General features: G+C 56.3%; 24 protein-coding genes. 19 read left to right on the top strand and 5 right to left on the bottom strand.

Features of this window, described 5'->3' with window-relative positions; translation table 11 throughout:
* Positions 1-3 precede the first annotated feature (3 nt).
* The 13 genes from L6439_RS19590 to L6439_RS19530 all read left to right on the top strand — a co-directional run bounded on the left by L6439_RS19590 (position 4) and on the right by L6439_RS19530 (position 9,799).
* Positions 4-1,311, top strand: a complete 1,308-nt coding sequence (locus tag L6439_RS19590; protein WP_213469537.1) for a 6-phospho-beta-glucosidase — start codon at positions 4-6, stop codon at positions 1,309-1,311.
* 143 nt (positions 1,312-1,454) lie between these two features.
* Positions 1,455-1,853 (top strand): phage holin family protein, encoded by a 399-nt coding sequence (locus L6439_RS19585; RefSeq protein ID WP_168180726.1) that lies wholly within the window; start codon positions 1,455-1,457, stop codon positions 1,851-1,853.
* Positions 1,854-2,069: 216 nt separating this feature from the next.
* A complete protein-coding gene (locus L6439_RS19580) occupies positions 2,070-2,447 on the top strand; it encodes a cupredoxin domain-containing protein (RefSeq protein WP_006679238.1) in 378 nt (125 codons plus the stop codon).
* A gap of 113 nt (positions 2,448-2,560) precedes the next feature.
* On the top strand, positions 2,561-2,983 hold the full coding sequence (locus tag L6439_RS19575) for a DUF86 domain-containing protein (RefSeq protein WP_168180730.1): 423 nt from the start codon (positions 2,561-2,563) through the stop codon (positions 2,981-2,983).
* 64 nt (positions 2,984-3,047) lie between these two features.
* Positions 3,048-3,683: a helix-turn-helix transcriptional regulator gene (locus tag L6439_RS19570; protein ID WP_168180732.1), complete on the top strand. Its 636-nt coding sequence runs from the start codon at positions 3,048-3,050 to the stop codon at positions 3,681-3,683.
* Positions 3,684-3,900: 217 nt separating this feature from the next.
* Positions 3,901-4,377: a DUF948 domain-containing protein gene (locus L6439_RS19565; protein WP_213469536.1), complete on the top strand. Its 477-nt coding sequence runs from the start codon at positions 3,901-3,903 to the stop codon at positions 4,375-4,377.
* A 1-nt stretch (position 4,378) separates the two neighbouring features.
* Positions 4,379-4,720, top strand: a complete 342-nt coding sequence (locus L6439_RS19560; RefSeq protein ID WP_168180735.1) for a YtxH domain-containing protein — start codon at positions 4,379-4,381, stop codon at positions 4,718-4,720.
* Positions 4,721-4,987: 267 nt separating this feature from the next.
* Positions 4,988-5,779: a glutamate racemase gene (gene racE, locus L6439_RS19555; protein ID WP_172879029.1), complete on the top strand. Its 792-nt coding sequence runs from the start codon at positions 4,988-4,990 to the stop codon at positions 5,777-5,779.
* A gap of 151 nt (positions 5,780-5,930) precedes the next feature.
* Complete coding sequence (locus L6439_RS19550; protein WP_213469535.1) at positions 5,931-7,145, top strand: M14 family metallopeptidase; 1,215 nt, start codon at positions 5,931-5,933, stop codon at positions 7,143-7,145.
* A gap of 65 nt (positions 7,146-7,210) precedes the next feature.
* On the top strand, positions 7,211-7,471 hold the full coding sequence (locus L6439_RS19545; protein WP_237096550.1) for a hypothetical protein: 261 nt from the start codon (positions 7,211-7,213) through the stop codon (positions 7,469-7,471).
* Between the two features lie 111 nt (positions 7,472-7,582).
* Entirely contained in the window at positions 7,583-7,807 is a 225-nt protein-coding gene (locus L6439_RS19540) for a YuzB family protein (protein WP_168180740.1), read from the top strand.
* 76 nt (positions 7,808-7,883) lie between these two features.
* Positions 7,884-8,171, top strand: a complete 288-nt coding sequence (locus tag L6439_RS19535; RefSeq protein WP_213469534.1) for a hypothetical protein — start codon at positions 7,884-7,886, stop codon at positions 8,169-8,171.
* A 107-nt stretch (positions 8,172-8,278) separates the two neighbouring features.
* A complete protein-coding gene (locus L6439_RS19530; RefSeq protein ID WP_213469533.1) occupies positions 8,279-9,799 on the top strand; it encodes a glycine betaine uptake BCCT transporter in 1,521 nt (506 codons plus the stop codon).
* Between the two features lie 119 nt (positions 9,800-9,918).
* On the opposite strand, the gene L6439_RS19525 is transcribed toward L6439_RS19530, so the two are convergent.
* Both L6439_RS19525 and L6439_RS19520 read right to left on the bottom strand, forming a co-directional pair.
* The gene (locus L6439_RS19525) at positions 9,919-11,901 is read right to left on the bottom strand and encodes an LTA synthase family protein (RefSeq protein WP_213469532.1); all 1,983 of its coding nucleotides are present in this window, start codon (positions 11,899-11,901) and stop codon (positions 9,919-9,921) included.
* Positions 11,902-12,021: 120 nt separating this feature from the next.
* The gene (locus L6439_RS19520) at positions 12,022-13,188 is read right to left on the bottom strand and encodes a THUMP domain-containing class I SAM-dependent RNA methyltransferase (RefSeq protein ID WP_213469531.1); all 1,167 of its coding nucleotides are present in this window, start codon (positions 13,186-13,188) and stop codon (positions 12,022-12,024) included.
* 82 nt (positions 13,189-13,270) lie between these two features.
* Between L6439_RS19520 and L6439_RS19515 the strand changes: the two genes are divergently transcribed.
* The 3 genes from L6439_RS19515 (at position 13,271) to L6439_RS19505 (ending at position 16,732) form a co-directional block, all read left to right on the top strand.
* The gene (locus L6439_RS19515; RefSeq protein WP_213469530.1) at positions 13,271-13,906 is read left to right on the top strand and encodes an O-methyltransferase; all 636 of its coding nucleotides are present in this window, start codon (positions 13,271-13,273) and stop codon (positions 13,904-13,906) included.
* Positions 13,907-14,003: 97 nt separating this feature from the next.
* Positions 14,004-15,350 (top strand): sodium-dependent transporter, encoded by a 1,347-nt coding sequence (locus tag L6439_RS19510; RefSeq protein WP_168180751.1) that lies wholly within the window; start codon positions 14,004-14,006, stop codon positions 15,348-15,350.
* Between the two features lie 41 nt (positions 15,351-15,391).
* Positions 15,392-16,732, top strand: a complete 1,341-nt coding sequence (locus L6439_RS19505; protein WP_168180753.1) for a sodium-dependent transporter — start codon at positions 15,392-15,394, stop codon at positions 16,730-16,732.
* A gap of 532 nt (positions 16,733-17,264) precedes the next feature.
* Here the strand turns inward: L6439_RS19505 and L6439_RS19500 are convergent.
* The 3 genes from L6439_RS19500 to L6439_RS29365 form a co-directional block, all read right to left on the bottom strand.
* A complete protein-coding gene (locus L6439_RS19500; protein WP_237096549.1) occupies positions 17,265-18,197 on the bottom strand; it encodes a hypothetical protein in 933 nt (310 codons plus the stop codon).
* A gap of 400 nt (positions 18,198-18,597) precedes the next feature.
* On the bottom strand, positions 18,598-19,803 hold the full coding sequence (locus L6439_RS19495; RefSeq protein ID WP_168180755.1) for an MFS transporter: 1,206 nt from the start codon (positions 19,801-19,803) through the stop codon (positions 18,598-18,600).
* A gap of 343 nt (positions 19,804-20,146) precedes the next feature.
* Positions 20,147-20,269: a hypothetical protein gene (locus L6439_RS29365; protein WP_269155947.1), complete on the bottom strand. Its 123-nt coding sequence runs from the start codon at positions 20,267-20,269 to the stop codon at positions 20,147-20,149.
* A gap of 290 nt (positions 20,270-20,559) precedes the next feature.
* Here L6439_RS29365 and hemE point away from each other — a divergent pair, with 290 nt between their 5' ends.
* The 3 genes from hemE (at position 20,560) to hemG (ending at position 24,103) form a co-directional block, all read left to right on the top strand.
* Positions 20,560-21,606 (top strand): uroporphyrinogen decarboxylase, encoded by a 1,047-nt coding sequence (gene hemE / locus L6439_RS19490; protein ID WP_168180757.1) that lies wholly within the window; start codon positions 20,560-20,562, stop codon positions 21,604-21,606.
* Between the two features lie 73 nt (positions 21,607-21,679).
* Positions 21,680-22,606 carry a ferrochelatase gene (gene hemH / locus L6439_RS19485; protein ID WP_237096939.1) on the top strand — a complete coding sequence of 309 codons (927 nt, stop codon included), beginning with the start codon at positions 21,680-21,682 and terminating at the stop codon, positions 22,604-22,606.
* Positions 22,607-22,621: 15 nt separating this feature from the next.
* A complete protein-coding gene (gene hemG / locus L6439_RS19480) occupies positions 22,622-24,103 on the top strand; it encodes a protoporphyrinogen oxidase (RefSeq protein WP_168180761.1) in 1,482 nt (493 codons plus the stop codon).
* The last annotated feature ends 268 nt before the right edge of the window (positions 24,104-24,371 follow it).

The raw sequence follows: 24,371 nt of genomic DNA, 5'->3' as shown, positions 1-24,371 counted from the left end.
CACATGGGAGACAACAACGGCTTGAAAATTGCAGTGATTGGCGGCGGCTCTTCGTACACGCCGGAGATCGTGGAAGGATTCATCCGCAACTATGAGCAAATGCCAATCCGCGAGTTATGGCTGGTCGATATCGAACAAGGCAAGCATAAGCTGGATATTGTCGGTAATCTGGCGAAGCGCATGGTCCAGGAATCGGGGTACCCTATCGATGTACACCTAACGCTGGATCGGGAGCGGGCGATTGAAGGCGCCGATTTCGTCACGACGCAAATGCGAGTCGGTCTGCTCGAAGCCCGGAAGCGGGACGAGCATATTCCGATTCAGCATGGAGTCATCGGCCAGGAGACGACAGGGCCGGGGGGGATGATGAAGGCGCTGCGAACGATTCCCGTCCTGCTGGAGATCTGCCGTGACATTGAGCGGTTGGCGCCGCATGCCTGGATGCTCAACTTCACCAACCCGGCAGGCATCGTGACCGAAGCGGTCGCGAAGCATAGCAGGGTTCGTTCCATCGGGTTGTGCAACTCGCCGATCAACGTCAAGAAATTCCTGTCTGCGGAATATGGAGTGTCCGAAGCCGAGGTGCTGCCGGAATTCGTCGGCATCAACCATCTTCATTGGGTTACTTCGGCTGCGGTCAAGGGAGAGGAGAAGCTTCCGGAGCTGTTAGCCGGAGGGAAAGCGTATAATGCGAAGAACGTGCCGACAACGGGCTGGGATGCGGACTTCCTCGTCTCCTTGGGAGCGATTCCGACGTATTACTTGAAATATTACTATCAGACGGATGAGATGTTCGAGGAGATGAAGGAATCGCTGGCGAAGAACGGAACGCGCGCCGATGTCGTCAGCCGGGTCGAGACCGAATTGTTCGAGCTGTACAAGGATGAATCGCTCCGGGAGAAGCCGAAGCAGCTGGAGCAGCGCGGCGGCGCTTATTACTCGGAAGCGGCGGTCAATCTGATGACTTCTATCTACAATGACAGGCACGACATCCAGACATTGAATGTGTTGAACGGCAACATTTACGACTTCCTGCCGGCCGACGCCAGCATCGAGGTGAATTGCGTCGTCACGAAGCAAGGCCCGATTCCGCTGCCGCCGCGCTGGGTTCCGGAGCATATCAAGGGACTGCTGCATGCGGTGAAGACGTATGAGCAGCTGACAATAGAAGCCGCGGTTACCGGAGATCGGGGAATTGCGCTGCAAGCGATGGTCCATCACCCGCTTGTCCCTTCTGTCCGCGTAGCGAAGGCGCTTCTGAATGAGATGCTGGAAGCGAACCGGACGTATTTACCGCAATTTTTCAAATAAGAATCACAACGAAGAGCGATACGGACCGTGTCTCCTGGAGGGGGCGGTCCGTATTTTTTTCATCAGAACGGAATCCGTCCGTGGCGGGATGGACAAGACCTTGCATACGATAATGTATCACGCAGCAAGAGGAGGTTGGTCATGTGAGACAGCTTGCTCTGAACAGCTTAAGCGGGATCCTCGGGGGAATTGTCGCTTTCCTGTTCGGCACCTGGAACCCGCTGTTATCGCTTTTTATCATTGCGATCGCTATTGATTACATCTCCGGCATCGCCGCATCGCTGCGGGAAGGCAAGGGTTTGAGCAGCGAAGTCGGGTTTTGGGGCCTGACTCGCAAAGGGTTGATGCTGTTTATCGTCATTTTGGCGCATCATGTGGATACGGTCTTCGGGACCGTCTGGATACGAGAAGGCGCTATCAGCTTTTACCTGGCGAACGAACTCGTCTCCATTGTGGAAAACTATGGTCGACTCGGGCTTCCCCTTCCGCCGAAGCTTCGGAAATTCATCGCCTCCCTCAAAAATAATGAGGATAACCAATAGAGCGTGTTCACGAAAATGTAAGAAAGAACCCAGCGTTTCCGTAGGATGAAATCGTGAATAAACGGCAAAAATAACAAAAATATTGCTTTCGTTCATCAATTCGTCACAAAGTTCAAAAATGATTTAGAAATTTTCAAGTTAGGGTTGAGAGATTCAGGAAAGATTTTGTAATATAAAAGGTGACGAATGTAACTGACAAAGGGGCGTATGACAGTTATGCAAAAATGGGCAATGTTCACATTGTTCAGCATCGCGTGCGTTTTCGCCATCGGATTGTTGCTCTTCAACATGCCGAAGGCAGAGCAAGAAGAAGCAGCTCCAGAAGGCGTTAAGCTTGTCAAGATCGTAGCGAGCAATGATTTTACGTTCGATCAGGCCGAATATAAGGTCAAGGCTGGGGAAAAGGTCCGCCTGAAGCTGGTGAATGAATCCGGCTTTCATGGCGCCGCCATTGAAGATTTCAAGATCGACTTGAAAGACGGTCAAATGGAGAAGGACTTTGTTTTCGACAAACCGGGGAAATATTTAATTCACTGTTCAGTCATGTGTGGTACAGGTCATGATGATATGAAATCTTATTTGATCGTGGAATAAGCAGGTTTTTCAGGAAAAGGGGCTGGCGGGCTCCTTTTTTTGTGCTTGCGAATCATGTCCAGCTTCGATATGCTGTCTGTGACAGCGTCTGACAGAGAAGGGAGAGGCTAGCGATGTATTATGTGAACACCACACAGATCGAGCAACGGTTGAATATGGTTCCCGAAATCGTGGAAGCCGCGAACGCGATACGGCACGGATGGGACGGTAGCCTAACCGCATCCTATGCGCAAGAACGGGCGATACATATCGCGATCGAGCTGATTACCGATGTCGGCAGTCTGCTGATCGACGGATTTATGATGAGGGACGCGAGCAGCTATGAGGACATCGTGGATATTTTATCCCAGGAGGGAGCCATCCCGGAACGGCTGCATGACGGCTTGCTTGGTCTCGTTCGGCTTCGCAAACCGCTTGTCCAGGACTACGCTTCTTGGAAGAGAGGCGAACTTCATCCGGTCCTGGCGGAGCTCTCGGAGCTGTTGCCTCCATTCGCGGAAGCCGCCCGCCAGTTCATTGCCAAAGAAATGATCTAGTCTCGGCCCCCGGGATAAGATACAATTGTCGGTACGAAGACAACCCAAATAAAGGTGGTTACTATTGAAACAGTCTGATACGAAAACATCGACCCGCCAACAGATGCTGATGCTCCTCAAGACGAATGGATCGATGTCGGCTGCCCAATTGGCCGTGGAACTGAACATGACGGAGATGGGCGTGCGAAGGCATCTGTATTCGCTGGAGGAAGAAGGCATGCTTGAAATCGAGATGGTGCGCCAGCCGATGGGCCGTCCGCTCCGTACATACCGGCTGTCGACCCAAGGGGATGAACAGTTCCCGAAGCAATACCATCAGCTGATTCTGGACTTGCTAAGGGAGATGGAGGTCTGGCCGGAGGAAGAGGGGATTGGGAAGCTGTTCGAGAGCCGCAAGCAGTCGCTAATCGAAAAGTATGCCCCTCAGATGGGCCAATCCAGCCTGGATGAACGCGTCGAAGCCCTGGGGACGATTCAGGATAATAACGGATACATGGTCGAGACGGAGCGCGAAGAGGATGGCAGCTGGCTGCTGCATGAGTACAATTGCCCGATTGCCCAGGTCGCTCAGCATTATAAGCAGCCTTGCGCTTGCGAGCTGGCGCTGTTCCGTGAACTGCTGGATGCGGATGTGACCCGGATCGAATGCATCGCGGAGCAGGGCAAGCGCTGCACATACCGGATTCGCAAGCAAATCTGACGCCGGGAGGGAACTCCCGGTTTTTTCGTATTTCCATGGTCAGGCTGCGGTTGCCCCGTTTGCTTCTTTTGCTGTTTCTCTGCGGAAGCTCATCAACAACGATGTGGAATTCAAATTTTTACGTGAAAAGTGTGTCAAGACAAGACCGATCTATCTATACTGTCATTACAACATGGGCATTTGCCCGGGTTGATGCTGGAGATAGGGAGGACCCGTCATGATTGGATGGAGCGTTCTGCTTGCTGCTGTGGCCTGGACGGCACTGTGCGGTGCGGGAGTAGCCGTACTGCTTCGCGTGGGGAGGACGCTGGCCCTGGCTGAGGAGTGTGCGCATGAAGCGAAGCGTCTAATCCGTCGGCTGTCGGCTCTGTCCAAGAAGGCAGAGCGTGCCGTGGAGGCTGCCGAGGGAGTCGTCGGTGCCTTGAACGAATGGAGCGGCGCGCTTCGCCAGACCGGCAGAGTGCTGTCGGACTGGGGGCGCAGGACAGAGCGATGGTTCGGGCGCAAGGAACGGCAAGCGGGCGGCTCTCGGGACGAGGCGGACTTCCGTTCCTGCCGGACCTCCGGCCAATGGCTGGAATGGGCTGCGGCGCTATGGGACGAATGGAACCGGCGCTCGTCCCGGCACGAATCCCCGCCGGATTCCCGACAACAGCATGAACCCGGGGCTATGCCGACAGGAGGAGAGAAATAACATGGCAAACGGCAACAAGAAGTTCTGGATCGGGACGATCGTCGGCGGTGTAGTCGGTTCGGTAGCGGCATTGCTCCTGGCCCCCAAATCGGGCCGCGAGCTGCGCGCCGATATTGCGGAGGGCGCTCAGCAGTTGAATGAAAAGACACAGCAGCTGGCGAAGCAGATTGGGGAGCAAAAAGATAATTTCCTTGCAGCGGCGCGGGAGAAGGCGGCCGGGATTCAGCAGCACTGGAACCAATGGCGTCAGGCAGACAACGAAGCGGAGTTGACGGTGCTTGACGACACATTGGATGCTGCTTCCGCGGAGACGGAGAAGGAATTGGAAATTACGCGCAGATAAGCTTGGCGGCACTTCCTTTTGGCTCACCGCATCCCTGTTCTTCTTGGCGCTTGCCAAAAGGAAGCAGGGATGCTTCTGTTCGCGGAGCCCTTCCCCCCGAAGCTGTTGTCTCTGGCGCTGTGTGAAAATGGAACGGCAGCCGACTTGAACCTTGTCTGCATTGCTGTTAAGATCGAGGTACATTTTAGGTTTTCCGTACATATGGTATCACAGGTCAGTCAATCAAGAGACAAAGGAAGCGGTGTATTCGTGCAACAAGCTATAGCAATGCTCGATTCGGGTGTGGGAGGTTTGACGGTAGTCAAAGAAGTCATGCGCCAGCTTCCACAGGAACAAATTATTTATTTCGGCGATACCGCCCGATCGCCCTATGGACCCCGATCCTCGGATGAAGTGAGATTGTTTACGCGTCAAATCGTCGACTATCTAATCCAATTTCAGCCGAAGATGATCGTAATCGCCTGCAATACCGCGACGGCGGTGGCCTTGGAAGAGATACGCGAATATGTTCCGGTTCCGGTCGTCGGTGTCATTTATCCGGGAGCCCGGGCCGCGCTATCGGCCACGAAGACGGGTTACATCGGCGTCATCGGCACGGACGGGACGATTCGAAGCGGCGCCTACGAGCAGGCTCTACGGCGGTTATCTCCTCACGTGGAGGCGGTCAGCAAGGCTTGCCCGACCTTCGCTCCTCTCGTCGAAAAAGGCTTGTTCCAGTCCAGTGAAGCGCTCGGCGTTGTCCGGGAATCGCTGGAACCATTGCGCTCTTTACCATTGGATACATTAATATTGGGTTGCACGCATTATCCTTTTCTCACCGATGCGATTCAACTGGTCATGGGCCCGGACGTGCAACTTATCAACTCGGCCGAAGAGACCGCAAGGGAAATCAGTACGATTTTGCATGATAAAGGGGAGCTCGCCCATAGTTTGGAAACGCCGGTTCACCAATTTTTTTGCAGCGGAGATCCGGAAATGTTCCAGAAGATTGCCCGCGCCTGGCTGGGCGAACAGATATGCGCCGTGCCTGTCGTGTGGCGAATGTCCCAAATCTTATAGCTATTATTTATACGTATTTGTTTCTGTCCAAGAGCATGCCTGACGCGTTTTGTATCGCGGAGAGCATGCTCTTTTGGTATTGGGGCAACCCAGTCATGTCCGATGTGCATAGGGCATATGCATCTAAGAGGAAATGAAGGAGGTTCGAACGATGCATATCCCTTACACCATACAGCCTGGAGACACCTACCTGCGCATTTGCGCCCGGTATGGGATTAATCTGCCTGCGCTGTTGGCATACAATCCGCAGCTTGATCCCGACCAATATGCGCTACCCGGACATGTCCTCATGATACCGGCGCGCCCATACGATACTTATGCCGTGCAACCGAACGATACTCTATGCAATATTGCCGCCCGGCATGGCGTTCCGGAAGCGCTGCTGCGCTCGGTGAATCGAGGCTTGTCTCCGAACCGGCTGGCGGCCGGGCAGAGGATATTCATTCCCTATGTTTGCACGAATGAGACCCTTCGGAAAAAAGCGGAGTATGGCCCTATGCAGCTGATGGAAGATCTGCATCAATTAAGCCGCCGCTATTCGTGCGTCCAGGTGGAGACGATCGGACATAGCGTTCTCGGCAAGCCGATATTGGCCGTCAGCATGGGGCGCGGGAATGTGCCGATTCATGCCAATGGCGGCGTCCATGCCAATGAGTGGATTACTTCGGCCCTGCTCATGCAGTTCATCGAAGATTACGCGCGGTCGTGCGACAGCGGAAAGTCATGGCTTGGCTGGGAGGCACGGTCCGCTTATGAGCGCACGGTCTTGAAAATCGTCCCTATGGTCAATCCGGACGGCATCGAATTAGTGCAGGAAGGCATCTCGCCCCGACATCCGTTCTATTCCCCGGTCATGGAGTGGAATCAGGGCTCGCGGCACTTTCAACGTTGGAAAGCGAACATTCGCGGCGTGGACCTGAATGATCAGTTCCCGGCCCATTGGGAGGAGGAACGGGCGCGGCGCGGAATGCGTTCCCCGGGGCCGCTCAATTACGGCGGGGAGCATCCGTTGTCCGAGCCCGAGGCCGCCGCGCTCGCTTCCTATACGGAACGGAATTCGTTCGAGCTGGCCCTGTCTTTCCATACGCAAGGACAGGAAATTTATTGGAACTACCGTGACTATGAGCCGCCCGAAGCGCTCACATGGGCGGAACGGTTCCAAGCGGTCAGCGGTTACCGCGCCGTCAAGCTGTCGGGCAGTGACGCCGGGTACAAGGATTGGTTCATTCAGCGCTTCCGCAAGCCCGGCTTCACGGTCGAGGTTGGCCTTGGCGTGAGTCCGCTGCCATTGCATGACTTCGACGGAATGTACAAGGAAGTGTCGGCGATTTTGCGGGAAGCATTGAACGGGCAAGTCCAGGAATAGACTGTCTCCGGAGGGCCGTATGACGAGGGCCGGATGGCGCACACTAGAAGCAAGGGGGTGTGCGGATGGGCCGCAATCATAGGTCTGCCAAGGCCGGAAGCAAGCGTCCTGTCCTCGGGATCATCCGGCTGTTCCGAGCGGCGCCGCGGCTGTTGCTCTCGCCCCGGGTACCGCTGAAGGAGAAGGGGATTTTTGCCGGACTGGTCCTGTTGTATTGGGTAATGCCCGATTTCGTGCCATTTATGCCGATCGACGATATCCTGTTCACGATGATTTTGATGCCATGGTTCTCCAAGCGGGTCATGAAGTACGATCCTGTTCGCTAGAAGTTGGGGTCATACCGGTTGCTTCTGCTGGGCCATTCCCTTACAATAACTATAGCAATATCGGACTTTCTTTTATATCAAGATGAAGGGATTAAGATGGAGTGAGCAATCATGGCTAATGATATACGTATATGCGATAAATGCCGCCATATCAGCATGAAGTCGTTCCTGCCGAAGGTGAAGAAGCTGGATCCCGAGGCGGAAATTAAAATAGGGTGCAAGTCATACTGCGGCCATTGCCTGAAGCGGGTATTTATTTATATTAACGGAAGATACGTCACGGCGCCGACGGAGGACGAGGCGATCGAGAAGGCAAAGGCGTTCGTAAAGCACTAAGTTACGGTATAGAATATGCTGTCAAGCACATCCTAACGTTGATTATGAAATAACACAGACGAAGGAGGCTTACAGCATGCCGAACAAGTATGACTCCAGCCTGCAGTCGCAGAATCCGATCTCCCAGGCCCAAAATGCGGTCAAGACGGCACGCAATGCGGTATCCCAGGCGATGTCTCATCCGTCGGACCAGTCCATCGAGCAAGCTGAGCAATCGCTGCAGCATGCGGAACGGGCCGTCGAGCAGGCCGGTTTGAGCCTGAACCAGCAGCCGGTGGAGCTGGCCGAAGCGATGCTCGAGGAGCAGCAGGATCGGTTGAACTCTCTTCTCGCCAGCGAGCAATGGGAAAATCGCGAAGAATGAAGTTGCGCTATTTATTATGAAAATAATGCCGGAATCCCAGACAGCCGTCTGGGATTTTTTTTGCGCATACTACATGCTATCAAGGCAACAACCAGGGGGTGGGGATATTGGTATTTGGAATATCGGTCGTTATCATCCTGGCCTTTGTCCTGTGGGGCTTGCTGTCCCCCGGCAGCATGGCCCAGCAATCCGAGGCGGCGCTTACCTTCACGACGGAGCGGTTCGGCTGGTTCTATCTGATAACGGCGCTGATCGTGCTTTTGTTCTGCTTCGTGCTTGCCTTCGGGAAGCATGGACATATTCGGCTCGGCCAGGACGACGATGAGCCGGAATATTCGAATCTGTCCTGGTTCGCCATGCTGTTCAGCGCAGGCATGGGCATTGGCCTCGTCTTCTGGGGGGTAGCCGAACCCCTCAGCCATTACCTGATTCCGCCCACCGCGGCCGGAATGACACCAGATGCGGCACGCGAAGCGATGCGGTACTCTTTTTTCCATTGGGGGCTTCATCCGTGGGGGATTTATTCGCTCGTATCGCTCGCCCTGGCTTATTTCACCTTCCGGCAAGGGCATAAGGGATTGATAAGCCGGACATTTTACCCGTTGCTCGGAGAACGCGTGGACGGATCCATCGGCAAAGTGATTGACATTTTGGCCATTATCGCCACGACCTTCGGAGTCGCGACGTCGCTTGGGCTCGGCGTTATGCAGATTAACGGAGGATTGCAGCATACGTTTGGAATCCCGTCGAACATCACGGTTCAAATCATCATTATTATCGTCGTTACGGTACTCTTCCTGACATCGGCCATTACCGGCCTCGACAAGGGAATCCGAATATTGAGCAATACGAATCTGCTTATTGCGCTCGGACTTCTCGTAGTCACGCTGCTGCTCGGACCGACGATTTTCATCATTGATACGTTCACGACAACATTGGGCGGCTACTTGCAAAATATTATCCAGATGAGTCTTCGGCTGTCGCCGTTTACCGGAAATTCCTGGATTGCGAAATGGACTTTGTTTTACTGGGCGTGGTGGATCGCGTGGGCACCGTTCGTCGGTTCGTTCATCGCCCGGGTATCCCGGGGGCGGACGATTAAGGAGTTCATTCTCGGGACATTGCTGCTGCCAAGCGGCTTCAGCTTCATCTGGTTTTCCGTCTTCGGGGCGACGGGACTTCACTTGGAAATGTTCGAGGGCATCAAGCTCGCTCAGGCCGTGCAGCAGGACATTACATCCGCCTTGTTCGTGACGCTCGACGCATTGCCGGCCGGTTATGTGCTCGGAGTGCTGGCCACGCTGCTCATCGTAACCTTCTTCATTACCTCGGCCGATTCCGCCACCTTCGTGCTCGGGATGATGTCCTCTGACGGCAATCCGAATCCGAGCATTCCGATCAAGCTCACCTGGGGAATCTTCCAGTCGCTGATCGCGATCGTCCTCCTCCTGAGCGGGGGGCTGGACGCGCTTCAGACCGCTTCCATCCTCACGGCGCTGCCGTTTGCGGTTGTTCTGCTCGGCATGTGCGCGTCTCTCGCCAAGGCGCTGCGCCGAGAAGAGCGGGAACGGCGCCTGAAGGAGAAGAAGCGGCGCCGGAAGCTGGACGAGCTGCTGCAGGATCGGTAGGGGCGGCAGAACAGGAGAAGGGGACTAGCGGGGCCGCGCAGGGGAGTGACAAATGGGGGACGATATGCGCCAGAGGCGCGGAGAGCCGCTGTCCACGGAGACAGCGGCTCTCAATCATGTCACGGTTCTGCATAAGAGGATTGGCGGAACCGCTTGATCAGATTGTGCATAATTACGCGGTCCGAGACGGTCAAGCGGCGCTTCGCTTCAGCTTCTTGAGGCTGACAGCGGGTAACGTCCGTTTTCTCTCGCGACACGTAATCGAAGCAGGTGCCGTGCTCGAACAGTCCGTCGGCCGAAGGGACGTAGAACACGCTCCCGTCCGTGTAAGATCCGTTCCGCAGCACGACGAGCCGCCCATCCGGCTGAAGCAGGTTATGGCCCATCATGTAGGAGCCGGCCGTATCGATTCCGAGCCAGTGCAGCAGGGTCGGGGCGACATCCAATTGGCCCGCGACCGTGTCATACGTCCCGGATTGGGCCCCGTCAGGGAGATGGATGAAGAGGGGGACCTGATTCTTCATCTCCAGCATATCAAGCTTGCTGACCGGATGGCCTAGCAGCCAAGAGAGAGGCTCCGTCCCGCCGATCGAGTTGTCATGATCTCCGTAAAAGACCCAGATCGTCTTGTCCCACAGCCCGCGTTGCTTCAGATCGGCGATCATCTCTCCGACCGCTTCGTCGACGTAATGCATCGACTGCAAGTAATCGCCGAACATCGTGTCTTTGTACGGTCCGACATCGAGCTTTTGCGCTGCTTCCGGCAGCTTGTACGGGTGATGGCTGGCCAGCGTAATTAAGAAGCTGTAGAACGGCTTCGGCTCGGACGACATTCGTTCGACCGATTGACGGAAGAAGGATTTGTCCCCGACCGTCCAGCCCACGGGCTCGTCCAGAACATAGTCTTTTTTGCTCATAAAAAAGTCGTAGCCCATATTTTGATACATGATATAGCGGTTCCAGAACCCGGCGTCATAAGCATGGAATGCTCCGGTGCGATAGCCTTCCGCGCGAAGCATGCCCGGCAGCGTATCGAAGGCATGACTCGGGTAGCGGATGAAGACAGAGCCGGACGGCAGCGGATGAAGCCCTGCGTTCACCCCGAAGTCGGCATCGGAGGTCCGGCCTTGACCGGTCTGATGGAAAAACCGGGTGAAATACAGACTCTCCTTGCGCAGCGCATTCAGGTTCGGCGTTATCTCCTGTCCGTTCACCTTGGCGCCGATGACAAAATTTTCGAACGCCTCAGCTTGCACAATAATAACATTGCTGCCGGCATAGCGTCCGAATGACGATGCGGGGCCCTGCCGATCCGGGAGATGGGCGGAGAACCAGGCTTCCGTTTCCTTGATTTCGGCTTCCGAGAGGGAAGACCCTCCCATCATCTTTTCCTTCACATAACGGTACGCATCATAGCCGTGAAAGCCCAGCAAGCCCGTTATATTATAGACGGAGGCGCTCCACCAGACCGAGCTGAACAGCCCTTTCGCCCACGTGCTTGTCGCATGCTTGACCGGCACGGCAACCAACACGGCGCCGACGATAATGGCAAGCAGGCCGGCCGCGGCCCGCTGCATCATGCGTCTCGGGTTCCTGCCGCCGGAGATGAAGGCGCGCCGGGAGCGATATTCCCGCGACCGAATGCGGACATGGCCGACTGTAAGCGGAATCAGGACGAGCCAGTCCAGGAACAGCCGCAGATCCTTGCTGTGAATGAGGGATGCGATGCTCTCTCCGAGCGAGCTGACCTGTCCGGCCTGAAGCAGGACGGGAATCGTAATGAAGTCCTGAAAATAACGGAAATAGATCAAATCCGCAAAAATGAGCAGTGTGAGTGCGGCGTTAAGCAGCAGCAGGAGCAGGGGGCGCCATCGTTCCTTCGCCCAGAACGTCCAGCTGCCGGCAATGAGCAGTGATCCCAGGGCAACTAAATAGTCGTCCCGGTCCATGGCCATATTCGGAATCGCCAGCGTGCGATTGAAATAGATCAGCTTCCCCATCATAGCCGCGAGGAAGAAGACGAAGCTGAGCCATCCGAAGAGGGAGGCGGCTGAACTTTTCCTGCCGGCGGTATCGGGCCGGGCTTGGCGAATTGGATTCATTGCATGTCCCTTCCTTGTCTTGTAATCGTACCTCCCATCTTATCAGATTTTCATAAAATGTTAAAAATAAATGAACACCGCCTGCCGGTATAAAGGCAGATGGTGTTCGATAGGACATGATTAGGATTCGGAAGGCGAAGCCGGCATCTTGCTGCGCGGCGGGAGCGGACCGAAATATTGATAGAGCTGGCATTCGATATTGCCGTTGAACAGCTTGCGGCGCTTGTCCGCAGGCCGCCCGAAGTAATGCTCGAACTGGCGGCTCGGGCTGATCGCGAAGAACGACCAGGTCGGCAATGTTTTGGCCATGAAGCCAAGGTCTCTTACCATCCGCTCCACTTCGTCCTTCTCGTTCAACCGTTCGCCATAGGGCGGATTCGTCACGAGGCAGCCGTAATCTCCTTCCGGCTTCGCCTTGTTCGCCGGGCAGACGCGGAACTCGATCTCGCGGCCGAAGCCGGCGCTCTTCGCTGCCGCCTGCGCGAGGCGAATCGCTTCCGGATCGATATCCGATCCGGTCAATTGAAGCTCCGTATCGTCGCGGACGGCGTCGAACGCTTCCTCCCGCGCTTGTTCCCAAGCCTGTTCCCCGATGATGCCCCATGCCTCCGCAGAGAAGGAGCGCCGGAGTCCGGGAGCGACATTCCAGCCGATCATGGCGGCTTCGATCAGCAACGTTCCCGATCCGCAGAACGGATCATAGAGCGGACGCTGCGGACTCCAGCGGCTCAGCAGGATGATGGCGGAAGCCATCGTCTCTTTGAGCGGGGCGGCTCCGGTCAACTTGCGGTAGCCGCGCTTATGTAACCCGGGCCCTGTCGTGTCCAGCGTAATCGTAGCCATGTCATTCAGCAGGGAGACCTCGATCCGGTACAGCGGACCGGTCTCTTCGAACCAGTCGGTATGGTACCGCTGCTTCATCCGCTCCACGACCGCCTTTTTCACGATGCCCTGACAGGCGGGAACGCTGGAGAGCTGGGATTTATGGGATCGACCGTCAACCGGAAATTCGCCGTGCATCGGGATCCAATCCGGCCATGGGATGGCTTTGGTCCCCTCGAACAGCTCCTCGAAGGTGCGAGCGCGGAATTCGCCCATCTTGACAAGCACCCGATCCGCGGTCCGGAGCCACAGGTTGGCCCGGCACACGTCGAGAGGCCCTCCGGAGAACAGCACGCGGCCGTTCTCCACCCGCGTATCCTCGTATCCAAGCAGCTTCAATTCGCGCGCGACGACAGCCTCCAGTCCCATCGGGGCGGTCGCGATTAACGTCCAAGGTCGATTCATTCGATAACAACACTCCGTTCTGCTTCTCTTACTTGTACTTGTATGGCATTCATCATATCATAAAATGCAAGGAGGATGGAAAATGTCGAGTGAAGCAGTAGAATCGTATTTGGAACAATTATATCCGGCGGATCCGGCTGTGGAGCGAATCAAGGAGTCGATCCGGGCGCATGGCATCCGGGATATTTCCGTGCCGGAAGGGTATGGCCGCCTGTTGACGATGCTTGCCCGCCTGGCGCATGCGAAGGATGCGCTGGAGATCGGGGCGCTCGGCGGCTACAGCGGTTATTGCATCTTGCGGGGGCTGGAACCGGGAGGCCGCCTTGTCTCGCTCGAGCTGCGTCAAGAGTACGCCGATCTGGCGAAGCGCAATCTGGCGGAAGCCGGCTTCGGAGAACAAGTGGAATATAGAGTGGGCGAGGCGCTTCATTCGTTAGCGGTGCTGGAGCGGGAAGGGGCCCGTTATGATTTGTTCTTCATCGATGCGGACAAGGAAAATTACCCGGCCTATCTCGAATACGCGATCCGGCTCGCGAGACCGGGGGCCATCATCGCGGGAGACAATCTCATGCTCCGCGGCAGAACGCTCAATCCGGACAAGCAGGGTCCGTCCGTGCAGGCGATGCGGGCCTTCAATGCCGCGATCGCCCAGGATGAACGATTGATCAGCGCGCTGCTTCCGGCCTATGACGGTCTGGCGCTGGCTATCGTGAAATAATTCGCCCAGATTCTAAATATAGGGAAGCAGACTCTTTATTCCGTTGCTATGCTATAATGGATGACAGCAATCGAAAAAGAAGGATGGATTAGATCGGATGACACAGCAAGAACAATGGACTTCCAGACTCGGCTTCGTACTCGCTTCGGCCGGATCGGCCATCGGGCTCGGAGCGATCTGGAAGTTCCCGAATGTCGTCGCTACCAGCGGTGGCGGCGCTTTTTTTCTTGTCTTTATTATCTTTACCTTCGGCATCGGCCTGCCGCTGCTGCTGGCGGAATTCATGATCGGCCGGAATACGGGTAAGGAAGCGGTATCCGCCTACCGTGAATTGGCGCCGGGGAGCAGATGGCATGGCATCGGCTATTTGGGAATGGCGACGTGCTCCTTGCTGCTGTCCTTTTACAGCGTGGTCGGCGGGTGGATTGTGCTCTATTTCCTCAAAGGCCTGACCGGCTCGCTGCTGCGGGATGGACGCAATTACGGGGAACTGTTCGAATCGACCGCCGCGAGCCCTTGGGCGGCCGTGCTGGCACAGGCGCTGTTCATGCTCATTACGATCGTTATCGTGGCCCGGGGAGTGAAGCAGGGCATTGAGAAAGCAAGCCGCATTATGATGCCTGGCTTGTTCATCCTGTTCCTCGTCCTGATCGTGCGGTCGCTTACCCTCCCGGGGATGAGCGAAGGACTCGTCTATTTCCTGAAGCCCGATTTCGGCAAGCTGACGCCGCAAGCGCTGCTGTACGCGCTCGGACAGTCTTTTTTCTGCCTGAGTGTCGGCGGGTCCTGCATGGTGACGTACAGCTCCTATCTCAATAAAGGGGAGCCTCTTGGGAAGCCGGCTCTGTCGGTTGTCGGCTTGAACGTGCTGACCTCGTTCATGGCGGGCATCGCGATATTCCCCGCTTTGTTCGCGCTCGGCATGAAGCCGCAGGAAGGCGCCGGCCTGCTGTTCATCACGCTTCCGGCCGTCTTCGAGCAGCTTCCGTTCGGCAGCCTCTTCATCGCGCTGTTCCTGGCGCTATTCTTATTCGCGACCCTGACATCGGCGTTCTCTCTGCTGGAAATCGTCGTGGCCGCCTTTACCCGGGGCAAGGCTGAGCAGCGCGCTCGCATGTGCTGGCTGGTCGGATGCGGTATTTTCGCCTTGGGCGTGCCATCGGCCCTTTCCTTCGGGGCGGGCAGCGATCTGCAGTGGCTGGGGCGCAATATATTCGATTGGGCCGATTTCGCCGTGACGAATGTAATGCTTCCGCTTGGCGTGCTGCTGATCTCGTTGTTCGTCGGCTTCCGGTATCCGCGGCGGCGCCTGCAGGAGGAATGGGACACGCTCGGCAGCCGCTGGCACAAAGGCTTGGCCGTGTACGTCTTCATGCTGCGCTACATTTTGCCGGTAATCGTCCTGATCGTATTTTTGCACGGCATGAATTGGCTGCCGATGTGATCGGGCGGCATTCGTACTCAGATTGACAACAGGAGGCAGTAATGACTCGAGAGCAGTGGACTTCGAAACTTGGATTTATACTGGCGTCGGCCGGATCGGCGATCGGGCTGGGGGCCATATGGAAATTTCCCAATGTCGTCGCGACGAGCGGCGGGGGCGCATTTTTTGTTATTTTTCTACTATTTACGCTGGGCATCGGACTGCCTCTGCTCCTGGCGGAGTTCGCCATCGGGCGCAGCACCGGGCGGGGAGCCGTGTCCGCCTATCAGGACATTGCTCCTCGATCGAAATGGCACTGGATCGGCTACTTAGGCATCGGAACCTGCTTCTTGCTCTTATCCTATTACAGTGTTGTCGGCGGGTGGATTGTGCTCTATGCAGGCCGCGGCATCGTCGGGGGCTTGCTCGCAGACGGCCGCGATTACGATGCGCTGTTCGCGGAGACGGTAGCGAATCCGTGGTACGCCGTTGCCGCGCAATTCGTCTTCATGCTGATTACCATCGCGGTGGTCGCGCGCGGAATCAAGGGGGGAATCGAACGGGCAAGCCGCGTCTTGATGCCCGGCTTGTTCATCTTATTCCTCGTGCTGATTATCCGTTCGCTGACTCTTCCCGGGATGGGCGAGGGGCTTCGTTATTTCCTTCAGCCTGATTTCAGCAAACTGACGGGACAGGCTGTCCTGTATGCGTTGGGGCAATCGTTCTTTTGCCTCAGCGTCGGGGTATCCGTCATGGTGACCTACAGCTCCTATCTGAACCGCCGGGAATCGCTGCTCAAATCATCGGTCTCTGTCGTCGGCCTGAACGTCCTGACCTCGTTGATGGCGGGACTTGCGATCTTCCCGGCCATCTTTGCGCTGGGGATGAAGCCGCAGGAAGGCCCGGGCTTGTTGTTCGGCACCTTGCCGGCTTTATTTGAGCAGCTGCCGTTCGGCGGCTTGTTCATCGTGTTGTTTTTGGCGCTGTTCCTGTTCGCGGCCTTGACCTCGGCCTTCTCTATGCTGGAGATTTTGGTGTCTGGATTTTCCAAAAACGATCAACAGCGCTCCCGGATGAGCTGGCTGTTCGGCATCCTTATCTTTATCGTTGGCATCCCGTCCGCCTTGTCGTTCGGCGTCTGGTCAGATGCGCGCGTTTTGGGCCTGTCCCTGTTCGACGCAGCCGACTTCGCCGTGACGAATGTGCTCATGCCCTTCGGGGCGCTGCTGATCGCCTTATTCGTCGGCTACCGGTTCCCGCGCCAGCGGCTGCACGAGGAATTCGCAAGCGAAGCGGCTTGGTGGCGCAAAGGCCTGGCCCTCTACATCATTCTGCTGCGCTACGTTATTCCGGTTGTTATCGCCGTCGTATTCCTTCATGTGCTTGGTTTGTTGAAATTGTAAAGACGCCAGTGTGAAGCGTCGGGAGTAGGGTCTCCCACTGCTTCAGATGGAATCAAGCGGAGCGATTCCCTTTTTTGTTGGCAGATTCCTGCTGCAACGGGAGGAATGGGGGGCAGCTCGTTCTTTTGTGTAAACTCCCCTTCACTCAGTTTTCGGGGTGGAGATGGGCGCCAGTCATTCCTTTTGTGCAATCTCCCATTGACTCAGGCTCGGAATGGGGTTGGAGAGCGTTAATCCCTTTTGCCCAGTCTCCCATTGACGCAGGTGGAGTATATAAATGGGTCTGGCACTCCTTATCACCATTCTCCCATCCGCTCAGGGCGAGGAAAAAAGACTGCGGAGAACATCGCTGTTAATCTCCATCTGACGGAATGGGATAGTGGCGCAAAGGGCCGTGCCTGCATCCGGACTGACGGAATGGGATAGTGGCGCAAAGGGCCGTGCCACGCATCTGAACTGAAGGAATGGGATAATGGCTGAAAGCCCCTCATCCGGTCATTGCCGACTGGAGAGGGGCTGTTGTTGTATACCGCTATAACTTCAGTTTCTTGGTGTTGATGATGTACATATTTTTAAGAGGATATTTTCCGTTCGCATATTTGCGCGCGCCGGATTCGAACAGAACGTAGAGGCTGCTTCCCGTTAGGGAGATGCCTTCGGACATCGGAGGCATTTTCAAGGAGCTGACCTTCTTCCCCGAGGCGCCGCGCGTGTATACGAGCAGGGTGCTGTCATTGTTGCGGCCGCAGGATTGGCTGTAGAAGACACGGTTTTTCGTCAGGGCCATCCCTTGCACCCGGTCAGGGGTCGTCCACGTATATGAAGGCTTCGGATTGGACGGCAGTTGGCCTGTCCCGTTCAGCTTATACCCTCTCGCCTTGCCCTTCGGTCCCGGCTTGCACATGCCTTTGCCGATGTCTTCGCCATCCATATATTCCCCTACCCACAATACCCCATCCGCATAGGAGGCATAGGAGGCTTTATGGCCTAGAGCGAATTTTTTCATGACGACATTGCTGTAATCCTTTTTGCTGGAGATCGTGCTCATCGGAATTTGGTACACGCTTCTGCCGGAGGCAATCCATAAGTATTTGGCGCTGGCGGCGACACCTCCCGCATGTCCGGTATGCTTCTTCTTGGCGCTCTCGTACAAGTAGAGCGTTTTTATCCGCTTTTTGGTCTTCGTGTCGGTAATGGAGATGGCGCTTGCCTGACTGCTTGATTTCCCTGAATAATGCGAGACGACGACCCAGTTTTTCCCCGGAACGAGCGCCAATCCTTGCGGCACCCATTCATTTTTGGCGTTTAATCCCGGAATGACGGGACCTTTGGTCGCCACTTTGTTGAATTCCGGATAGCTTGGCTTGGCCTGCGTTACTCCCGGCTTCCATACCGCTGCCGTGCTCCAGGTCAGAAAGAAGCACAGCATGACGGCCAAGGCACGCGACGTCCATTGGTTTACCATGTTTTACAATCTCTCCTTTCAGTGGATATATACGCACGATATCGGAAATCCAAACAGGGAGAAGGCTCTGATAAATTTTTTGAATCGGGTCTGCGGCGCTGATAACTAAAAATAAGAAAGCCGCCTGCCGTAACGCCCCGACGAGTCGTCAGGTAACGCCGGCCGCTTGGCGGCTATGTTCATACTGTACCGGATGAAATGCTTTTCAGATCAAGCCTTTTTTGCAAAAATTATATATTCTCATCCAATGGTTGTCTTTATAACGTTAGCGCTTGGTGGCAGGGGCGGAAGTATGCGGAGGGGGGATAGGCACATCTTCAAGGCGGCAGACGGCAGCCGTCTGTCCGCCCGAGATGCGTGATGCAAGCAAACAAAAACCCTGCTGAAGGCAGTAATTATGTCAATGACTCGTTCTTCTTCTCCCGTATAAGGAGTAACGGGCCCATGCCGTGTTCACGAGCAGCAAAATGCCGGAGATGATAAAAATGCCTTGAATGCCGATAAGTCCGGACATCGCTCCCCCGAATACGGGACCGATCATATTGCCGAGGGCGAGCGTGCTCGTATTGAAGCTGTAGGCCCGGCTCTCCATGCCATCCGGCGTATATTTCCGAATCAGCGAATTGACCGACGGGAGCAGGCCGCCCATAAAGATTCCGAGCAGGAAGCGGACGATAAGCAGCTGCCATACCGTGCCGACGAAGGCCTGAGGAATCAAGGTTAGCGCAGCTCCGATCAGACAGACGGTCAATATCCGGTGCGATCCGTACTTGTCGCTCATTTTCCCGAGTATCGGGGAACATATCATGTTGGACAGGCCGGTGACCGCGCTGACGAGTCCGGCGAGAAACGCCAGATTTTGCGTCGAGCCATGAAGGTCCTGCACATACAGCGGAAGCAGCGACATCGGGCTCAGCATGGCGAATTGAAGCAGGAAGGTTACCGCGAACAGGGACAGCAGCTGCGGAATGCCGGACAATTGTTTGAAGCCGGCGAGAACCGAGATTTGGGGCTCTTCCGCCGCTTTTTCACGGTCGAACGATTCCTTCACCATGAATAGCGTCAGCATCGTGGCCAGGAACAGCAGAGTTCCGGTAATATAGAAAATCGGCCGATAGCCGACCCAGTCCGCCAGCCCCCCGCCGATAAGCGGACCGAGAATCGTGCCGGCGACGACGCCGGACTGCAGGATCCCCATCGCGAAGCCGGTCCGTTCACGCGGCGTGGTCGACGATACGAGCGCGACCGCGGCCGGGTTGAAGCCCGAGATGGTTCCATTCAGCAGGCGAAGCAGCAGCAGATGCATCGGCGTCTGCGCGAAGCCCATTAATACCGTCACGATGGCCATCCCTAAGCCGGAACGGATAATCATGACTTTGCGGCCGTACTTATCGGCGAACTTGCCCCAGATCGGCTGAAAAATGAATGAGGTCAAAAAATTCGCCGCAAAAATAAGTCCCGTCCAGATCGCAATTTGATGCGGATCGCTTAACCCGATATCATGCTGCAAATACAGCGCCAAGAACGGCGTAACCATGGTCATGCCTGACATGACCAAAAAAGATCCGAACCAGAGAATAATCAGATTCAGTTTCCATTGCTGCATAAGATGCTCACCACTTTCTGTCACGGTCCGTACAATGTTCAGCAACGGGTTCTATTATACCATATAGATATATATCAATTGTCATATGAAAACCGGGATATGGATGCAGGGATGCCGTTGATAGCAAGTCAGGATAGGTTATGCAATGTCTGGTCATTTCACGCAAGGGGAGAAGAGGCCCGGGAGAGGCAAAGTCCGGAGATCCGGCAGCGCAAACCAAACCGGCATGGTCACAGACAGGCTGCGCAGATGCGGCCGGCTTGATTCAGGGTCCCGAAAGGTTACGGATGAGGCTTGCGAAGCGGCTCCTTGAACAGGCTCGGCTTCTTTGTCACAGTCGGCGTCAGGAGGAGCGCGTCGCCAGCTTGAATTCGCTGAGCGTCCGGGCTCCCGCAGTCCCTGTGAAGCTCCCCAGCCCCGCCGGGACGGCGGCAAGCGCAGCGGCTCCGCTGACCAGATAAGCCAAATACGTTCTGCGGTTAACAGCGCGAACGCGAAGCGCGTCTCGTCTCCGCTAGATTCCAAGACGAGTGTGAAATCGCGTGTTAACGAGATTTACAGGTTGTGTGGGGAAATTGTCGAAAAATCATCATATGCGAACGTTTTTTGTCAACAGATTGTCATAGCTAACCGGATCGGCGAGGTTGTGAGAAGCAGGGAAAAGGGGCATAATGGAAGCGTTAGCTATAAAAAAGTGCGTGTCCAATAACGGACGACTTGTCTATAAGCACAATACCGTCAAAGCGGGGTATACGAATGACTTATAATGATCGTTTTCTGAAAGCGTGTCGACAGGAACAAACAGACCGCGTGCCGGTATGGTACATGCGGCAGGCCGGGCGTTATGATCCCGACTATCGCAAGATTAAAGAGAAATACAGTCTGCTTGAAATATGCCGTCGGCCCGAGCTGGCCGCTGAAGTTACAATGATGCCCGTCCGCAAGCTTGGCGTGGATGCGGCGATTCTCTATTCCGATATTATGAATCCGGTCGCTTCGATGGGGATCGACTTCGATATCGTAGCCAATGTGGGACCGGTTATTCACAATCCGATACGAAGCGCGGCCGACGTCGAGCGCCTGAGACCGGTCGATCCGGAAGGCGATCTGGGCCATATTCTCGAGACCATTCGCATCCTTGACCGGGAGCTGAAGGTTCCGCTCATCACGTTCGCGGGCTCCCCGTTCACGATTGCGAGCTATTTGATCGAGGGCCGGCCTTCCAAAAATTATATTCTTACAAAAACGATGATGTACGAGACTCCTGACGTATGGCATGCCTTGATGGACAAGCTGGGAGACATGGTGATCGCCTATGTGCGTTCCCAGGTGGCGAATGGGGCCAAAGCGTTCCAATTGTTCGACAGTTGGGTCGGTTCCTTGTCTCCGCGCGATTTCGAACGGTACGTGCTGCCGACGATGAAGCGCATTTTTGCGGAACTGTCCGAGCTGGACGTCCCGAAAATATATTTCCCCGGCGTCAGCTCCGGCGAATTGCTTCCGGTCCTCCGCGATCTGAAGGCGGATGTAATCGGGTTGGACTGGCGGATATCCGTCACGGAAGGACGCCGCCGGTTGAACGGCCGGTTCGCCGTCCAGGGCAATCTGGACCCTTATGTGCTGACGGGGCCGATGAGCGTCATCGAACGGGAAGCCGCCCATATCATAGAGCAGGGAATTCAGGAGCCGGGCTATATTTTCAACCTCGGCCACGGGCTCTTCCCGGAAGTTTCGCTGGACAAATTGCGGCAGCTGACCGAGTTCGTGCATGAATATTCCAGTCGATTGCTGGCGAAGAAATAAGAAACAGGATGTAACGAGAACGAGACGGAATGGAGGGACGCGAGTGTCCAAGCGTAAAATCGGCGTGCTGGTGATGTCCTATGGAACCCCCCGCAGCCTCGAAGAAATCGAGCCTTATTACACGCATATCCGGCGGGGCAACCCGCCTTCCGAGGAGCAGTTGAAGGAACTTACGGATCGGTATGAAGCGATTGTCGGGGGCGTGTTCCCGCTGCGGGAGCATACGAACCGCCAAGTTGAAGCGCTGCAGGAGACGCTGAACCGCCGGACCGAAGGCACGGAAGTTCAGTATGTGTGCTACCAAGGCCTGAAGCATGCGCAGCCGTATATTGAGGACGGCGTCGAGGCCATGGCCGCGGACGGCATCAAGGAAGCCGTGTCCGTGGTGCTGGCGCCGCATTATTCCGCGATGAGCGTCGGCGGCTATAATGCGCGGGCGAAGGAAGCGGCGGCGAAGCACGGGATTGAGCTTCGCTGCGTTAACAGCTATCATCTTCACCCCGATCTGCTGGATGCGTTGACCGGGCGGGTGGATGAGCAGCTGGACGCTTTCGTCGCCGAAGGGGCTGAGCGGCATGAGATCCAGGTGTTGTTCAGCGCTCACAGCCTGCCTGCCCGTATCCTGGAGATGAACGACCCGTATGTGGATGAATTGAACGCCACATCGGCCGCGATAGCCGAGCGCTGCGGGCTGAAGGAAGAGCAGTGGAGATTCACCTGGCAGAGCGCGGGCCGGACGGCAACGCCTTGGCTGGGGCCGGATATTTTGGATACGCTCGCCGCGGTCCATCAGGAAGGCATTCGTTGGGTGCTGTCGGCGCCGATTGGATTCGTATCCGATCATCTGGAAGTGCTGTATGATCTCGATATCGAGGCGGTGCAGGAGGCCGAGCGTCTGGGCATCCGCTTCAAGCGCATTCGCATGCTGAACGATGATCCGAAGTATATGGCGACATTGGCCGACGTTACGATGAAGGCGATGTCGGAAGCGAGTAACTAGAAAGAAGGTAACAACATGAATGCTCTGCGGAAACTTGTCGTTATCGGTGGAGGAATTACGGGATTGAGCGCGGCGTTCTACGCGCTGAAGCAGGCGGATGAAGAGGGCCAGCCCGTCTCCGTTGCCGTCATAGAGCAATCGGACCGTCTCGGCGGGAAGATTGAGACCCTGCGGAAGGAAGGGTGCGTCATTGAGAAAGGGCCGGACTCCTTCCTCGCCCGGAAGCTGCCGATGATTGATTTGGCGCGTGACCTTGGGATGGAATCCGAATTGGTCGCCACGAATCCGCATGCCAAAAAAACCTATATATTGCGCCGGGGCAAGCTGTACCGGATGCCGCCCGGCCTCGTGCTCGGCATTCCGACGGAGCTGGGGCCGTTCGCGAAGAGCGGGCTCATCTCACCGTGGGGGAAGCTTCGCGCGGCTATGGATCTGTTCATCAAGCCGCGTCCGTCGGAGGACGATGAATCCGTCGGCGCGTTCCTGGACAGACGTCTCGGACGGGAAGTGACGGAGCACATCGCCGAGCCGCTATTGGCCGGCATTTATGCCGGAGATCTGCAGGCACTGAGCCTGCAAGCGACCTTCCCCCAATTCGCGCAGGTGGAGCGCCAGCACGGCGGCCTGATACGCGGAATGAAAGCGAGCCGCCAAGCGGGCCAATCGGTTCCGGGGCTGCCGGATGTCGCCAAAGGAACGATGTTCCTGACCTTCCGCAATGGCTTGACCTCGCTCGTCGAACGGCTGGAGGAGACGCTGCGGGAACGGGCCGATCTGCGCCTCGGCGTCGCTGCGGAAGGACTGGAGAAGCGGGAAGACGGCAAATATCGGGTCCGTCTGGGGGATGGAAGCAGCCTGGAGGCGGATGCGGTCATCGTGACCACCCCTTCGTATCATGCGGCTTCCTTGCTTGAGGAGCATGTCGACGCGAGCGCCTTGAAGGCAATCCGTCATGTATCGGTCGCGAACGTCGTCAGCGTGTTCGATCGCAAGCAGGTCAAGAATAAGTTCGACGGCACGGGGTTCGTCATCTCGCGCCGGGAGGGCCGGGCGATTACCGCCTGCACGTGGACCTCGGTGAAGTGGCCGCATACGAGCCGCGGGGACAAGCTGATCATCCGCTGCTATATTGGCCGGGCCGGAGACGAGGAGCGGGTCGATTGGCCGGATGAGGCGCTCAAGCGCACGGTGCGCAGCGAGCTTCGGGAACTGCTTGATATCGATATCGACCCGGAGTTCGTCGAGATTACGCGCCTCCGCCACTCGATGCCCCAGTATCCGGTCGGACATGTGCAGGAGATCCGTTCGCTGAGGGACGAGGTGGGGCGCGTGCTGCCGGGCGTATTCCTTGCCGGACAGCCGTACGAAGGGGTCGGCATGCCCGATTGCGTTCGCAGCGGCCGCGATGCGGCGGAAGCCGCGGTCAGCGCCCTGCAAGCCATAAGTGCGAGCACCGAAGCGCCGGCCAATGACGCCGCGACCGGTACCGCAGGGTAATCAGACCCGTTGAATGAGATGGAACTGGACAGATGGCCAATAGAGTAGCCGCGCGGAAGCGCGGCTTTTTGGCGTGTCTTGGGCTATATTCCTTCGGCGGTTGGGGGTCAAGAGAACGGTTGAATTGAAGGCGGACTACTCGCCGCGAACTGGCAAGCGGAGGGTGGCATCGGGCTGGCTGCCGCCTGGGGGAATGACCAGCGCGTAATGTATGCTTGATGGTGCGATTGGAAAAAAAGGGCGGGAACGCGTTATAATGAGACATATT

The organism is Paenibacillus dendritiformis, assembly GCF_021654795.1.
In the GTDB taxonomy this organism is placed as follows: Bacteria; Bacillota; Bacilli; order Paenibacillales; family Paenibacillaceae; genus Paenibacillus_B.
This window is presented reverse-complemented; position numbering and strand designations above follow the sequence as displayed.

Coding starts and splice junctions, on each gene's coding strand:
- L6439_RS19560 (WP_168180735.1), top strand. CDS start 4,379: ATGGCAAACGGCAACAAGAAGTTCTGGATCGGGACGATCGTCGGCGGT.
- L6439_RS19565 (WP_213469536.1), top strand. CDS start 3,901: ATGATTGGATGGAGCGTTCTGCTTGCTGCTGTGGCCTGGACGGCACTG.
- L6439_RS19515 (WP_213469530.1), top strand. CDS start 13,271: ATGTCGAGTGAAGCAGTAGAATCGTATTTGGAACAATTATATCCGGCG.
- L6439_RS19500 (WP_237096549.1), bottom strand. CDS start 18,197: ATGGTAAACCAATGGACGTCGCGTGCCTTGGCCGTCATGCTGTGCTTC.
- L6439_RS19535 (WP_213469534.1), top strand. CDS start 7,884: ATGCCGAACAAGTATGACTCCAGCCTGCAGTCGCAGAATCCGATCTCC.
- L6439_RS19525 (WP_213469532.1), bottom strand. CDS start 11,901: ATGAATCCAATTCGCCAAGCCCGGCCCGATACCGCCGGCAGGAAAAGT.
- hemG (WP_168180761.1), top strand. CDS start 22,622: ATGAATGCTCTGCGGAAACTTGTCGTTATCGGTGGAGGAATTACGGGA.
- L6439_RS19510 (WP_168180751.1), top strand. CDS start 14,004: ATGACACAGCAAGAACAATGGACTTCCAGACTCGGCTTCGTACTCGCT.
- L6439_RS19545 (WP_237096550.1), top strand. CDS start 7,211: ATGGGCCGCAATCATAGGTCTGCCAAGGCCGGAAGCAAGCGTCCTGTC.
- racE (WP_172879029.1), top strand. CDS start 4,988: ATGCTCGATTCGGGTGTGGGAGGTTTGACGGTAGTCAAAGAAGTCATG.
- L6439_RS19520 (WP_213469531.1), bottom strand. CDS start 13,188: ATGAATCGACCTTGGACGTTAATCGCGACCGCCCCGATGGGACTGGAG.
- hemH (WP_237096939.1), top strand. CDS start 21,680: ATGTCCTATGGAACCCCCCGCAGCCTCGAAGAAATCGAGCCTTATTAC.
- L6439_RS19550 (WP_213469535.1), top strand. CDS start 5,931: ATGCATATCCCTTACACCATACAGCCTGGAGACACCTACCTGCGCATT.
- L6439_RS19495 (WP_168180755.1), bottom strand. CDS start 19,803: ATGCAGCAATGGAAACTGAATCTGATTATTCTCTGGTTCGGATCTTTT.
- hemE (WP_168180757.1), top strand. CDS start 20,560: ATGACTTATAATGATCGTTTTCTGAAAGCGTGTCGACAGGAACAAACA.
- L6439_RS19590 (WP_213469537.1), top strand. CDS start 4: ATGGGAGACAACAACGGCTTGAAAATTGCAGTGATTGGCGGCGGCTCT.
- L6439_RS19540 (WP_168180740.1), top strand. CDS start 7,583: ATGGCTAATGATATACGTATATGCGATAAATGCCGCCATATCAGCATG.
- L6439_RS19575 (WP_168180730.1), top strand. CDS start 2,561: ATGTATTATGTGAACACCACACAGATCGAGCAACGGTTGAATATGGTT.
- L6439_RS19580 (WP_006679238.1), top strand. CDS start 2,070: ATGCAAAAATGGGCAATGTTCACATTGTTCAGCATCGCGTGCGTTTTC.
- L6439_RS19505 (WP_168180753.1), top strand. CDS start 15,392: ATGACTCGAGAGCAGTGGACTTCGAAACTTGGATTTATACTGGCGTCG.